This window comes from Paenibacillus dendrobii (genome assembly GCF_009807035.1).
Lineage (GTDB): Bacteria > Bacillota > Bacilli > Paenibacillales > Paenibacillaceae > Paenibacillus_AQ > Paenibacillus_AQ dendrobii.
In genome coordinates, this window is record NZ_WUBI01000003.1 from 20,689 (window position 1) to 34,379 (window position 13,691).

A 13,691-nucleotide genomic window follows, 5' to 3' on the forward strand; every position below is an offset into this window, starting at 1 on the left:
CTTCGAATCAAAAAGGCCGCTCTGACATGCCTTGACATGATGGCATCGAGCGGCCTTTCTTCCAATCATTCGTTTGTAGGGATTACTCGGCGGCGAGCATTCCCATCTCTTGCCCATTGGGCGAAGATTGCCGGGAATCTGACGATTGACCGTTCTTGCTCTGTTTATCCTTGTTATGCGCCATCATTACCATGGCTGCACAGACAAACAGGAACATGATGAAATAAGTCACGATATATTTCAGCGCCGTTCCAAGGCCTGCCTGCATATGACCGTGGTAATAGAATAGGGCACGCATGCCGTCTACCATATAGCGGGTAGGAAGGAAAGAGCTGAAAATGCGGTGGAATTCCGGCAGTGTCGTTAACGGAATGGCACCGCCGCTTGCAAAGATTCCGAGAATATTAAGCGGGAACATTGCCAGCATCCCCCATTTGCCGAGGAATATGCTGATCATTTTGAATAAGAAGTACATGGTGAGGCAGCATAAAAGCATGAACAGATAGATTCTCCAAATGCTTGCCGTATGGGCGCTGCCGAAGACGCCAAACACGAAAGTAAGCAGCGCGGAAGTGACCAGCACTGCCAATATAATTCCCATCAGAAGTTCCGTAACCAACAGTTTGGCCGAGCTGAGCGGATGGCCTTTACGGGCCATGCCCTCGGCGATTTTGCCCAAATATCCGTGAATCATATTGGCACCCATCAGACCCGTAATCGATGAGATCAGCACCATTACAAACGGTGTCATGCCTTTATTGACATTGGCAGGAAGACCAAGCACGTTGGCTGTTGTCGCCTGAACCGGCGCATCCAGCAGCGAGGTGGACTGTGGCGAGACCTGAAGTCCCTGCTTCATCATGCTCTCCTTGATCCCCTTGCTGATGCCGTTCGACACGGATGCAGATACCGCTCCAAGTGCGTTGGAAGCCACCGATGTTGCCATTTGACCTCCGCCCTCATTCAGCAGCACCTCCAGCTTGACCGGCTTTCCTTCGGTTTCCCCAGTCATCAGCGTCTTTTGCAGCTGGACGAGCGAAGCCGAATAGTCGGACGGGATGACGATAGCTCCGTAAGCTTTGTTGTTTTTTATGTCCTCAAGGGCTTTTTCCTTACTGGACTCGATCGTCCATTTAAATGAATGCCCATTTTGCTTTTCAACCAGGTTATCCATAATCTTTTGACCCATGTTCATGGAGGATATGCCTTGGTCTTCATTGACGACGATCAACGGAAAATCGGTTAATTTTTGCGTTGAGCCGCTAAAGACCGGCAGATAGACGCATATCATGCAAAGCATGAGCACCGCCGTGGACCATACAGGAAACCAGGCAAACTTCACCTTTAACAATCTTTTCAAAATACCACTCTCCTACTCTGTTGCGGGTTGTGCATTTAACTTACGATTCATGATGCGCATCATCACGTAGAGGATTTCAATATCGTCCTGGCTCAAATTAGCGAAAAACTCGGCGGCAAGCGAATGCTGAAATGGATAGGTGGAAATGCCGAGCCCCTGATCCGTTATGCTGACAAAGTGACTACGTAGATCGTTTGGATTCTCCAAGCGTTCGACCAGCCCCCTCTTCTCCAGGGAATCCACCAGATACGTGATGGATGCTGCCTTTAGCTTCAGCGTTTTGGCAAGATGACTTGACAGACAAGCTCCGCCGCGGCCAACGATATTCAGAATGAAAAATTGGTTCAGGGATAATTCATGCTCGCGGAGATGATCATTCAAGGCACGAATACGCTGACCAGTCATTTTTGTGGATAGCTCACTATATACATCAAGTAACATCTCTACCGTAATGTCATGCTGTTTATCCAATTCGCATACTTCCTCCTCAAAAGCGGATAAATTTCATTATACTTCGAATATTCTAAGTTGTAAATCGATTTTTGATTTGTTTCATTGAATTTTCATATTGTTTTCATACCATTTAGTTCAAACATTCTAATTTATAAAATATCATGCAGCAGGAATCCCCCCCAAAAAAACTGTAAAAAAAGACACTCTACAAGAGAGTGCCTGAAATATATCCCAAACCATTTGGAATCGAAACGATCACTATAGTGCGGATAAAATATCCTCGGTATGTCCTTTTACTCTGACCTTTCTCCATTCTTTCAGCAACTTTCCTTCTTCATCAATCAGAAAGGTCGAGCGGACGATGCCCATGTATTCACGGCCATACATTTTTTTTAGCTGCCACACACCATACAGCTCACTGACTTTATGATCCTCGTCTGACAGCAAGAGGAAGGGCAGCTCATACTTATCCTTGAATTTCCTGTGGGATTTGACAGGATCCGGACTGACGCCAAGCACGGCTGCTCCTTTCGCTTCCAATATATGATAGGAATCCCGGAAGCTGCAGGCTTCATCCGTACAGGCCGGCGTCATGTCCTTCGGGTAAAAATATAATATAACCTTTCGGCCGCGGTAGCTGCTGAGCGTGACTTCTTCACCGCCGGCTGCCGGCAGGGTAAAATCAGGGACCTCTTGTCCGATTGCAAGTTCTGTCATGATTCGTTCGTCTCCTTTCGACAATGCATGGATGCTATTTCTTAACGTAAAATTGATTGTATACACAAAAAAAATTATAATAAATGAATCCTTAACCTACAAATGTCGAAACAGACAACCACCTCCTTTATCAGGATAATTGAAAGGAAGAGAAGGAATGACCTCAAGGAAAAAAACGATATTGTGGATTATAGCCATCGTTCTGGTCGCTGTAATCGGCTACGCGGTATACTATTTTACTTCGATTTATAATGGTCTGCAGGGTTTGCAAAAAACCGGAGAAGCCTCTCCCTTTAAGAACGTATCTCCCGTAGAAGTCAAGGTTCCCGATCCTCCCAAATGGGAAGGCACTGAGCCTGTAAACATCCTCCTCATGGGCGTTGACGCACGCGGCCTCAAAGAAGGCGAAGTTCCCAGGTCTGACAGCATGATGGTAGCCTCACTCGATCCCGTCAAAAAACGAATTAATTTGTTCTCTATTTTGCGCGATACGTACACGGATATTCCAGAGCACGGGAAGGACCGCATCAACACGGCGATCACGCACGGGCCGAACACGGCCATGAAGGCCGTCGGCGATCTGCTGGGCATCGAAATCCAGTACTATGTCTACACCGACTTCCAGGGCTTTATCAAGCTGGTGGATGCGGTTGGCGGCGTTGACTTCTACGTGGAGAAAGATATGTACTATCCGAGTGCCGCGGATAAGCATGAGTATGATATCGATCTGAAGCAGGGCATGCAGCATCTCGACGGCAAGACGGCGCTTCAATATGTTCGCTTCCGTCATGACGCTACATCGGACTTTACCCGGACGGAGAGACAGCGCGCTTTTCTGAAGGCTGTTGCCGAGAAAATGCAGTCCACAACCTCTATTATGAAGCTTCCGGACATCCTGAACGGCGTCAGTCCTTATATTGACACCAACCTGTCCGTCAACGACATGTGGAAGCTGGCAAACGTCGGCTACAAGAGCCAAATGGCCGGCAGCGAACAGATTCCTCCCATGAAGCTGCTCAAAGAGAAAACAATTGGCGGCGCGGCCGTTCTCACCGTGTCGAGTGAGACGGCGCTGAAGGATTACATCAAGGATATTTTCAACAAGCCGACACCGGTGCCCGTCTCCAGCGATGGCAAAACCGAGTCGGAAACCCAAAACAGCAGTTCGGGCAGCAGCAACTAGGGCTGCCCTCCTGCTTTTTAATAACGAAAGGAAGTTGAATCAACCATGAATCGTTCACGTTCAGAACAGCTTTACCAGGAAGCACTCCAGCACATCGTCGGCGGCGTCAACAGTCCCTCCCGTTCATTCAAGGCGGTAGGCGGCGGGGCGCCCGTATTTATGAAGAGAGCCAAAGGCGCCCACTTCTGGGATGAAGACGGCAACCAATATATCGACTATCTGGCGGCATATGGCCCGATCATTACCGGACATGCCCACCCCCATATTACGGCAGCCATTACGCAAGCGGCTGAAAACGGCACATTGTACGGCACACCGACCGAGCTTGAGATTAAGCTGGCCCGCATGCTGAAGGAAGCCATCCCGTCCATGGACAAGGTCCGTTTCGTCAATTCGGGCACCGAAGCTGTCATGACGACGATCCGCGTCGCACGTGCCTATACGGGACGAAGCAAGATCATCAAATTCGCCGGCTGCTACCACGGTCACTCCGATCTGGTGCTGGTTGCGGCAGGGTCCGGTCCTTCCACCCTCGGCACTCCGGACAGCGCAGGCGTTCCATCCAGCATCGCCCAGGAGGTCATTACGGTGCCGTTTAATGATCTGGACGGGCTTCGTGATGCCCTGGACAAATGGGGCAAGGATGTTGCTGCCGTCATGGTCGAGCCGATCGTTGGCAACTTTGGCATGGTCATGCCGGAAAAAGGCTTCCTTGAAGGCCTATGCCAAATGACGCATGATAACGGCTCGCTCGTCATTTACGATGAAGTCATCACAGCTTTTCGCTTCCATTACGGTTCAACACAAACCTTCGCCGGACTGGACAACCATGAAGCCATCAAACCTGACTTAACCGCTCTCGGAAAAATCATCGGCGGCGGACTGCCGATCGGCGCCTACGGCGGCACCAAAGAAGTGATGGAGCAGGTTGCTCCCCTCGGCCCCGCTTATCAGGCAGGCACCATGGCCGGCAACCCGGCCTCCATCGCCGCAGGCATTGCCTGCCTCGAAGTGTTGCAGGGTGAGGGCGTCTACGAAGAGATGAACCGTCTCGCCATCAAGCTTGCCGATGGGTTGCAAGCCTCGGCTGACCGCCACGGCGTGCCGCTGACGATCAACCGGATCCGCGGCTCCTTGTCCACGCATTTCTGCGATCATCCGGTCACGAACTACGACCAAGCGCAGGATACGGACGGAGAAGCCTTTGCGGCATTCTTCCGCCATATGCTGGACCGTAACATCAATCTGGCGCCTTCCAAGTATGAAGCCTGGTTCCTGACGACGGCGCATACGGATGCGGACGTCGACGCGACCCTAGCCGCTGCGGAAGAGTCTTTCCGCGAGATGGCCAAGGGCCGTAAGTAATTCGGGCTTGCGAAGCTGATGCAACGCTGGCTGGTATAATGCCACGCATTAACTAAATAAAGGGCTGTCTCAAAGGTCAAATGACCTGAGGCAGCTCTTTTGTCGGTTGTGGGGACACTGCGAGAATGAACGTTGCTTCAATCGCTGTTGTCATCGGATTATTTTGAACGGTTTTATAAAGTTATAATACGATAACAAAGGCGACCGCTCCGCTTCTCCGCAATCGTTCATCCTCTCCGCTACTTGGGTGCTATGAAGCTGAGCTGAGTTGAGTTGGCTTCACTTATTATTAATCAAAAAGAGGTTCCCCTAAGTCATCTCTGACTTGGAGGAACCTCTTCTTTTGTTCTCGCTCAACGCTTATTGGGCAGCTTTGATATTATCAAAAAATTTCGTTTGCACGGTTTTTGCCGTTGCGTCCAGCTGCGCTTTGGAATCCGTGCCTTTTTTCGAGAAGGACTCCTGCACGACATTGGACATGGCGCTATAGTAATCCTGCGTACCGTACTGCGCTTCTGGCTTGCCGTCGATCAGGCTCAGCATATTAGCGTCATAACGGTATACGTTATCGTATTTGTCATAGATGGCGTTTACTTTTTTCGCGTATTCTGATTCATCGCTGAAGTAGTTCAGCGGAGCCGGAACGTAATATTTGTTTTTGCCTTTGCGTTCTTGAATGTTCGCATCGAGCGCTTCCAGGCCTTTATCCGTGAAGTAGTCGAACGTGATGTAACGGAACGCTATTTCCTGCTCTTCCTTGGAAGCATTCGGATTGATGACCAGATAGTTGCCGCCTAGGATACCGATGTGCTTGCCGCCTTTTTCGGCAGCCGGCATTGGGTAAGCAATGACGTTTTCAGGCTTGAGACCGCCTTGATTGAGCGCGGAATCGATAATGTCAAATGCACCGGCAATAACCATCGCTGTACGACCTTGTTGGAATGCGTTAAGCGCATCTCCCCAGCCAAGTGCCCAGTCCTGTGGAATCGCATTGGCATCCCATCTCAGCTTCTTGTAGAAGTCAAGAGCTTTCACCCCTGCATCGGAGTTGAAGGTAGCCGTATACTTACCGCCTTCATTGCTTTGGATCTCGCCGCCTGCTTCGAACAGGAAGTTGGTCCAGTTCCAGCCGGATTCATTCCCTTTGCCCATTGGAGCAATACCCGAGATGCCTTTTTTCGCATCGGTTGCGCCTTTAGCAGTATTGTACATATCATCCCAGGTCCAATCCATATCCGGAAGCGGTACCTGCTTGGCATCCAGCAGACCTTTATTGATCACCGTGGAAGTCACATAACCGTTTTGCGTGATGCCGTATACTTTGCCGTCCACCATAAACTGGTTTTGCAGGAGCGGATTCATCTCGTCCTTATACTCCCAGCTGTTGTACAGTTCGCTGATGTCTGCTACCCAGCCGTGCTCCACAAGCATTTGGGCTTCCGTAGCGAAGGTATTATAGAACGTAGGCGCTTCGTTCGAAGCCATTTTGATGCCGATTTCGTTGACGTTGTACTGCCAGTCATCCTTGACGATCGTCACGTTCGGATATTTTTCCGTGAAGCGTTTAATTTTATCGTCTTCCTGAGCTCTCTGTTCTTTCTGATCCGGCAGCGGGTAGTGGATCTTAATCGTAACTTTTTTCTGCGAGATATCATCCGTTTTTGCCGGCTCTTCGGTTTTATTCCCCGTATCGGTTGTGCTCTGGGTGCCTTGGGAATCGGTTCCCGTTTTATTTTCTTCTGCCGTTTTGCTTCCGCTACCGCAGGCAGCGAGCATAGCTGCTGACAACATCAGACTGAGCAGCACCATTGAGAACTTACGCATTGAAACTCCCCTTTTCGCTTCAAAGTATTTTTACTCTTTCATCATAAGAGAGATGTTGCATTCGAGCGATGTCTAATCGTATGCCCTTCATGTGCAGGCCTACGATGTTCCTATGAATCTATCCTTTAACCGCAGACAGGTTGACGCTCCGCATAATAAACCGCTGGAACACCAGGAATACGAGGATCGGTGGCACCATAACCATGAACAGAATTGTAAACTTGATACTGTTGTCCATACTGCGTGCATTGATGACGTATTTGTAGATAGCCGTGGCCAAGGTGTATTTCTCTTCGCTGTGGAGAACCAAAGACGGCCAGAACCAGTCATTCCATGCGGTAGAGAAAATAAAGATGGCCAGCGTGGCGAAAATAGGGACGGACAGCGGTACCGCGATCCGGATATAGCTCGTGACCTCGGATGCTCCATCAATTCGCGCCGCTTCGAAGATTTCCGGATGAATGCCGTCAAAAAAGTTCTTCATCAGCAGAAAATAATATGCGCTGGCCCCCGCCGGCAACCAGAAAGCCCAGAATGTATTCAACAGTCCCAGATCCTTCAGATTAACGAAGTTCGGAATCATGTAGCTGGAGGCCGGAATGAACAGCGTCATTAGAATGAAAAAATAGATTCCCCGGTGGAACGGCACCTTCAAACGCGAGATACTGAAGGATGCCAATCCCAGTACAAAAATAGTCATGACCAGATTACCGACAAACACCAGCATGGTATTCTTCAGAAACATCGGGAGGTTAATGTACTCCCAGCCCTCCTTGAAGTTGCTCCAGTTCCACGTCTCCGGGAAGAAATGCGGCGGAAATGTGTTGACCTCTTGATTGGTCTTCAGACCGTTAAACATCGTCATCAAAATCGGATACAGCATGGTGACAATCATGACCAGAATGCAAAGAATCATAAAGCCATATACCAGTTTATTGAAGGGTTTTTGCAGATCGGACTCCGACAGGATACCCCTTTCGTACTGCTTGCTCATATCAGTAGTCCTCCTTGTTCAGCTTGTACTGAAGTATTCCAACAAGGCTGAGCACGACAAACATCAGCATGCCCATCGCAGTTGCGGTTCCATAATCGAGCCGAGTGAACGCATATTTGACGATTAACAGCGCATACGTCAGCGTGGCGTTATTCGGTCCTCCATCAAGCAAAGCCATCTGCGATTGGTAGGATTGGGACGTGCCTACGATCTGTAAAATCAGCATCAGGACGATCAAGCTGCGCATGGATGGCAGCGTAATGTAGCGGATCCGGTTCCATACCCCTGCACCATCGATTTCCGCCGCCTCGTACCAGTCCCTTGGAATACTGAGAACGCCGGCCAAATAGATCAGCATCGCCGAACCGAACTGCTGCCAGGTCTCCATGAACACGATGGCGATCATCGACCACTTGCTGTCCGATATAAAAGAGACCGGATCCACGCCAAACCAGCTCAGCATGCCATTGATCGGTCCGACTGGATCATACATCCATCTCCACATGCCGTACAGCACGACGCCGGGAACGACAAATGGCAAATACGCGGCGATACGCGCAAAGCCCTGGAATTTGCGCAGCTCCGAAATCGCGATTGAAGCAACAATCGGTACCCAGAACCCCATTACCATGGTCAACAACATGTAATAAAGCGTATTTTTGATGGCCGTCCACACATCCGGGTCATGAAATACCCTCGCGTAGTTATCCCAGCCAACGAATGTGTTTCCCTTAACGAAATCAATGCTGTAAAAGCTATAAAGCGCCCCCTTGGCAATCGGCACCCATAAAAACAGAATAAAAATCGCGACAGCCGGCAACAGAAACATATATCCCCAAAAATGCTTTTTAAAGCGGCCTCTTCGTTTGGCGGATTTGTTCTCTATAACCGGCTGCAGTACTGCCCCTGGCTCCCCCATTGTTCTCCCTCATTCCATGTTAGTATTAAGCTTAATTTCATTGTAGAAAAGGGAGGAGCCCGGGAACATGTCTAGTTCTATGTGAATTATGGTTGATCATACTTCTTCTACTTTTTCAGGTCGCTTGGGCTGACCCCGTAGTACTTTTTGAAAATCTTGCTGAAGTGCTCCGGCGATTCATATCCGACGCGCTCGGCAATCTCATATCGGCGCAAATCCGTATGGAGCAGCAGCGACCGGCTCTCTTCCATCCGCAGCTTGACGACATATTCCCACAGATTGGAGCCGGTGATTTTTTTGAACAGATAGCTCAAATAATTCGGGCTCACATGATTCCGCTTGGCTACTTCATGTATCGTAAGGCCTTTTTGGCTGTAATTTTCCTCGATATATGTTTTTGCCTGCTCTACGATCCGGTTGCTTTGAGTTGTAAGTTCCTCGGCATTGGGATCCTGGGCATAGTTATGCCAACTGAAATCTCCGTAATAAAAAACATGGTAATCTCCATGCTCCCCGCTCCACATCATAGCCTTGTCAGCCTGCCGGCTGAGCACATTCAAGAACTGCATTCCTTTTAAAATTTGACTGATGCCGACGGTGCATTCCATTTTCAGATATTTGGCGATATGGTGATGCATGCTGCGTCCAATCATTTCAAGTTGATTGATCCGGCCCACATGCTGCTCCGCATATTCTTCCTCGCTCCACTGCACGATCAGATTGATGCTGCGATCTGTCGCATAGAATACTTGGGCATTCCACTCCTGATCCACGAGCTCTTTGATGATATTCAAGGAAGCATATTGAAAAAGCTTGATATCCTTGTCGGAATACAGGCTTTTGCCTTCCCCATCGACAAGGGCAAGCTTGACTTTAATAACGGAGAAATACGGCCCCACGACGCCAAAGCTGTGATAATATTCTTCTTTCGGATAGGGCTCATCCGGGTGCTCCACGGTTTCGGTAAGCAGCAGATTCAGCGGTTCAATGTACTCCGGCATGGGCTCATCCATGCGAAAATCCTCATGACCCGCAGAAAGCGCCTCCTCCGTCCGGGGCAGAGGCTTATCCATCTTGAGCAGAACGCTGCGGACCGAATCGAGGAATTGCTCGCTGTTCAGCGGTTTGATCAGATAATCCCGGGCACCGAGGCGGATGGCCATCTGCGCATATTGGAACGTTTCATGTGCTGAAATAATAATGGCTTGAACCCACGGTTTTACGATTTTGGCCTGATGCATCAGCTCGATGCCGGACATTTCACCCATCTGGATATCGGTAATCAGAAGATCGATATTCTCCATCCGGATGTAATCCAGCGCCTCTTCCCCGCTTGTCGCCGTAATGATCTGGCCGATGCCGAGTCCCGAAGTATTCAGCAGTCCCGCCAGACCTTTGCAAATGAGCGGCTCGTCATCCACGACTAAAATGTTGTACATATCTCTCGTTTCCTCCTTTAATCGTCCTGCCGGGTGATCAGAAGCGACACGGTAACGGTCGTTCCGCCTCCGGGGCGTTTCTCGTAAGTAAGCCCGTATTCCTGACCGAAATGCAGCTGCAAACGCTGATGGATATTGCGGATGCCATAGCCTGTCGACGGATTCGGCGAATCGTCATTCAGTGCCTTATGGATCGCCTCATAATCTACCGCTTTAAATCCGTTATCAGAAATGCGGATATACATCGTGCCCTGGCTCTCTTCGGCGATAATCCTTATTTCACCGTCTTCGCCCATATTTTTAATGCCATGAATAATGCCATTTTCGATTAAGGGCTGCAGCGTTATTTTCGGAATGTTGACATGGTTTAAGTGTTCCGGAATGTTCATCTCCACGCTGAACGAATAATCGTACCTGTTCTGCTGGAGTTTAATATAGGCTGTGGCATGCTCCAGTTCCTCCTCCAGCGTGATCAGCTCGCGGCCGCGGCTGAGGCTGATTTTCATCAGTTTGGACAAGTCCTTGATCATTTCGGCGGAGGTCGTATTCCCCTCCATCGTGCTTTTCCAATAGATGCTCTCCAGCGTGTTATACAGTAAATGCGGATTGATCTGCTGGTACAGGAGCGCGAGCTGGGATTCCTTCTGCTTCAAATCCATAGTGTATTTATAATGAATGAGATCGTTCAGCCTTCGCGCCATATCGTAAATGGTGGAAATCAACACGCTGACCTCGTCGCTTCTTTTCCGGTAAGGCGTCTGCGGCACGATATTGCCGGGTTCATACCTGCGAACGAAATAGACGAGTTTCTGCAGCGGCGTCATCAACGAGCGCCAGAAATATAAAATGATGATCAATCCGACCACAAAATACGCTACCGATATGATCAGGATGACCCGCTTGATCTCATCCTGCTGCTGGAGAAGCGCCTTGACGGGCACCTTGTAGATCAGCTTTTGTTGAAGCACATAGTTATAGTCGATCACATAGATAAAGTCCTTGGTTATGACATCCTTCACGCCGCTGGTCGAGTTGCCGGGCTCCGCTTCCGGAGGAAGGTCCAGATAGCCCTCTTTTCCCTTCTCGGTCGTCGTCAAGATATGATTCTTCCAATCGGTAAAGTACAACTCTCCCTCCGGCAGTGACACCGTTTTCAAGGACTCGCCGATTTTGGCGTCCACGTTCGTCACAGCCAGAACGCCGATAGTGCCGCCTTTATAAATATTGTTGATAGCCCGGACGTACAAAAGCGTTTTCTGATCCTTCTGCCCTTTAACGGGCGGCGAGAGATGCTGGGTGAGCTTCAAATAACCGTTTCCCTTGCGGGATACCGCTTCATCGAACCATTCCGGCTTTTCTTTTTCATCGGAGAAGAAATACACGCCAGCCTTTTTGGATTCGGGATAATAAGGCGCAAAAAAATAATAATTATCCGGATCATACACGAAAAGGGAGTAATACAACGGTTCCCGCTCGTCGGTTTCCTGGGAATATGTATTTAACATCACTTCAATCTTCTCGTAATTCTTCACCCGGGTCAGAATGGTTTCGTCGCCGGTCGTGCTGAGCTGCTGGATCATGGAGTTTTGAAAGACGGTGGAGGTCACCTTGTTGATCGTTTCGATATCCCTGCCGATCAGCTTGAAGTTCTGCTTGTTAAGCTCTATATATGCGTTCGTCACATGGCGCTTCAGAATTTCCCCTGCCTTGCTGTTGCCGTAGCTGTTCAGTATGAAAAGCGGAATCACGAGCACAAGAAAAAGCAGAATCAACTGTTGCTTGACGTTCATTTTCGTTAATGGATTATGAGGCTTCATCTGCCAAAACACCTCCGGGTTCTTTCAATATATCAGTTCTAAAATAGCGCAAGTATGTGCATCTCTACGATAATCATGGCTATTTATAAGATTTGGGACTTTTGCACGGAGCTTGACAAGAAATGTAACTCTAGTGTAAGACATTTTTCACAGCTTGCCAGTATATTTTTTATGGAAGAAACGGTTAAAAAGAAAAAAAGCGGCCCAAGGGCCGCTTTCATGAAAAGCACTCATCGATATGTTTTTATTGCCGACCGGATACATGCTGTTGAGCCCTTCTGCCGGGCACATCCGGTAAGAAAATGAAGCGAAGCACCCGGAATGCGATATATCCAAGCATGCCGCCAGCCGTATTCATGATCATGTCGTCCACGTCAAAGGTGCCGATACCTAGCACAAGCTGCAGCGATTCCAGCGTCAGGCTTACGCCGAATGAAATCACTAACACCTTCAGCATCGGCGCAGAGCGAAAGCTAAAGACCAGCGGCAGCAGAAAGCCGAGCGGCATAAAGGCGGCGATATTTCCGAAGAAGTTAATGAAGCTCGACGGATTCCGGATATTGCGGATATTGCCTGTGATTTCATGCAGAGGAACGAGATTGCTTGCCAGCCTTAGCCGCTGCACGACGCGACCCGGATGCGCCGCGCTATCCGCAAGCTGCTGGAGGTAAAAGCCGGGACTCGATCCGCCAAACTTGAATAATATCACCTTGACGAGCACATATAGATAGACGATGAACAGCAGGGTCACGCCCAGCTTGATCGCCATGCGGATCGGATGATTGGGGTCGGCTGGGTCTGAACCGGATTGATCCTGCCCGGTATGGATCCGCTCGTTTCTTGCATGTTCAACCGAATGCATGTCGGTTCCTCCCTTAAGCGTACGTTTTGCGTTACATCTTAAGGATAACCGCCAGGTCTTTGGTATTTATCAATAAAAAATAAAGAAGTTTAAAGAATACGAATGTTATTCCACGAGATCCGCCAGTCCGCCGACCACGAGATCCGCTTCCGCGAGAATATCGGGACGGCCGATGCCGACGACGCTGCAGCCTGCAGCTTTTCCCGCTTCTACGCCGGCAGCCGCATCCTCGAATACGACGCATGCGGATGGAGCCAGACCGAGGGCTTCGCAGCCCTTCAGGAATACCTCCGGATCGGGCTTGGCTTTGGACACCTTATTGCCATCGATAACAGCATCGAACAGACCGGAAATGTGAAGCCGCTCCAGAATGAACTCCGCATTCTTGCTGGCGGAGCCAAGCGCAATACCCACCCCACGCTCCCGAAGGCCGGTCAGGTACTGCCTGACGCCCGGCAGCAGCTCCGACTCATCCAGCTGCGAAATAAACTGCACGTAGCGGTCATTCTTCTCCTGCGCCATGCGCTGCTGCTCAGCCTCAGAAGCCTCGATGCCGCCGATGTCCAGCAGAATCCGCAGCGATTCCACACGACTGACCCCTTTAAGCCGCTCGTTATGCTCTTCCGTGAATTCGAACCCCAGCTCCTTCGCCAGCTCGCGCCAAGCAAGGAAATGGTACTTGGCCGTATCGACAATCACGCCGTCCAAATCAAATATAGCGCCCTTCATATGTTCCAGCATGTTTCATTTCTCCTCTG

12 protein-coding genes are annotated in these 13,691 nt (G+C 49.6%); 2 read left to right on the top strand and 10 right to left on the bottom strand.

The features are described from left to right. Positions 1 to 82: 82 nt before the first annotated feature. The 3 genes from GRF59_RS18265 to bcp all read right to left on the bottom strand — a co-directional run bounded on the left by GRF59_RS18265 (position 83) and on the right by bcp (position 2,530). Positions 83 to 1,360 (bottom strand): ABC transporter permease, encoded by a 1,278-nt coding sequence (locus GRF59_RS18265; protein WP_160499164.1) that lies wholly within the window; start codon positions 1,358 to 1,360, stop codon positions 83 to 85. Between the two features lie 12 nt (positions 1,361 to 1,372). Then, positions 1,373 to 1,831 (bottom strand): MarR family winged helix-turn-helix transcriptional regulator, encoded by a 459-nt coding sequence (locus GRF59_RS18270; RefSeq protein WP_160499165.1) that lies wholly within the window; start codon positions 1,829 to 1,831, stop codon positions 1,373 to 1,375. 240 nt (positions 1,832 to 2,071) lie between these two features. Continuing rightward, positions 2,072 to 2,530, bottom strand: coding sequence for a thioredoxin-dependent thiol peroxidase (gene bcp, locus GRF59_RS18275; protein ID WP_160499166.1), 459 nt, complete (start codon positions 2,528 to 2,530; stop codon positions 2,072 to 2,074). A gap of 157 nt (positions 2,531 to 2,687) precedes the next feature. Here bcp and GRF59_RS18280 point away from each other — a divergent pair, with 157 nt between their 5' ends. After that, positions 2,688 to 3,713 carry an LCP family protein gene (locus GRF59_RS18280; protein WP_160499167.1) on the top strand — a complete coding sequence of 342 codons (1,026 nt, stop codon included), beginning with the start codon at positions 2,688 to 2,690 and terminating at the stop codon, positions 3,711 to 3,713. Positions 3,714 to 3,758: 45 nt separating this feature from the next. Further along, positions 3,759 to 5,078: a glutamate-1-semialdehyde 2,1-aminomutase gene (locus tag GRF59_RS18285; protein WP_160499168.1), complete on the top strand. Its 1,320-nt coding sequence runs from the start codon at positions 3,759 to 3,761 to the stop codon at positions 5,076 to 5,078. A 360-nt stretch (positions 5,079 to 5,438) separates the two neighbouring features. On the opposite strand, the gene GRF59_RS18290 is transcribed toward GRF59_RS18285, so the two are convergent. The 7 genes from GRF59_RS18290 to pgmB form a co-directional block, all read right to left on the bottom strand. Beyond that, the gene (locus GRF59_RS18290) at positions 5,439 to 6,902 is read right to left on the bottom strand and encodes an ABC transporter substrate-binding protein (RefSeq protein ID WP_160499169.1); all 1,464 of its coding nucleotides are present in this window, start codon (positions 6,900 to 6,902) and stop codon (positions 5,439 to 5,441) included. A gap of 118 nt (positions 6,903 to 7,020) precedes the next feature. Continuing rightward, positions 7,021 to 7,896, bottom strand: coding sequence for a carbohydrate ABC transporter permease (locus GRF59_RS18295; RefSeq protein ID WP_160499170.1), 876 nt, complete (start codon positions 7,894 to 7,896; stop codon positions 7,021 to 7,023). Position 7,897: 1 nt separating this feature from the next. Further along, positions 7,898 to 8,815, bottom strand: a complete 918-nt coding sequence (locus GRF59_RS18300) for a carbohydrate ABC transporter permease (RefSeq protein ID WP_160499171.1) — start codon at positions 8,813 to 8,815, stop codon at positions 7,898 to 7,900. Positions 8,816 to 8,922: 107 nt separating this feature from the next. Beyond that, a complete protein-coding gene (locus GRF59_RS18305) occupies positions 8,923 to 10,254 on the bottom strand; it encodes a response regulator (protein WP_160499172.1) in 1,332 nt (443 codons plus the stop codon). Positions 10,255 to 10,271: 17 nt separating this feature from the next. Continuing rightward, positions 10,272 to 12,071, bottom strand: coding sequence for a sensor histidine kinase (locus tag GRF59_RS18310; RefSeq protein WP_237391910.1), 1,800 nt, complete (start codon positions 12,069 to 12,071; stop codon positions 10,272 to 10,274). A gap of 244 nt (positions 12,072 to 12,315) precedes the next feature. Further along, positions 12,316 to 12,933 carry a VanZ family protein gene (locus GRF59_RS18315; RefSeq protein WP_160499173.1) on the bottom strand — a complete coding sequence of 206 codons (618 nt, stop codon included), beginning with the start codon at positions 12,931 to 12,933 and terminating at the stop codon, positions 12,316 to 12,318. A gap of 105 nt (positions 12,934 to 13,038) precedes the next feature. Further along, on the bottom strand, positions 13,039 to 13,674 hold the full coding sequence (gene pgmB, locus GRF59_RS18320; protein ID WP_160499174.1) for a beta-phosphoglucomutase: 636 nt from the start codon (positions 13,672 to 13,674) through the stop codon (positions 13,039 to 13,041). Positions 13,675 to 13,691 lie beyond the last annotated feature (17 nt).

Coding starts and splice junctions, on each gene's coding strand:
- bcp (WP_160499166.1), bottom strand. CDS start 2,530: ATGACAGAACTTGCAATCGGACAAGAGGTCCCTGATTTTACCCTGCCG.
- GRF59_RS18280 (WP_160499167.1), top strand. CDS start 2,688: ATGACCTCAAGGAAAAAAACGATATTGTGGATTATAGCCATCGTTCTG.
- GRF59_RS18285 (WP_160499168.1), top strand. CDS start 3,759: ATGAATCGTTCACGTTCAGAACAGCTTTACCAGGAAGCACTCCAGCAC.
- GRF59_RS18290 (WP_160499169.1), bottom strand. CDS start 6,902: ATGCGTAAGTTCTCAATGGTGCTGCTCAGTCTGATGTTGTCAGCAGCT.
- GRF59_RS18295 (WP_160499170.1), bottom strand. CDS start 7,896: ATGAGCAAGCAGTACGAAAGGGGTATCCTGTCGGAGTCCGATCTGCAA.
- GRF59_RS18300 (WP_160499171.1), bottom strand. CDS start 8,815: ATGGGGGAGCCAGGGGCAGTACTGCAGCCGGTTATAGAGAACAAATCC.
- GRF59_RS18305 (WP_160499172.1), bottom strand. CDS start 10,254: ATGTACAACATTTTAGTCGTGGATGACGAGCCGCTCATTTGCAAAGGT.
- GRF59_RS18310 (WP_237391910.1), bottom strand. CDS start 12,071: ATGAAGCCTCATAATCCATTAACGAAAATGAACGTCAAGCAACAGTTG.
- GRF59_RS18315 (WP_160499173.1), bottom strand. CDS start 12,933: ATGCATTCGGTTGAACATGCAAGAAACGAGCGGATCCATACCGGGCAG.
- pgmB (WP_160499174.1), bottom strand. CDS start 13,674: ATGCTGGAACATATGAAGGGCGCTATATTTGATTTGGACGGCGTGATT.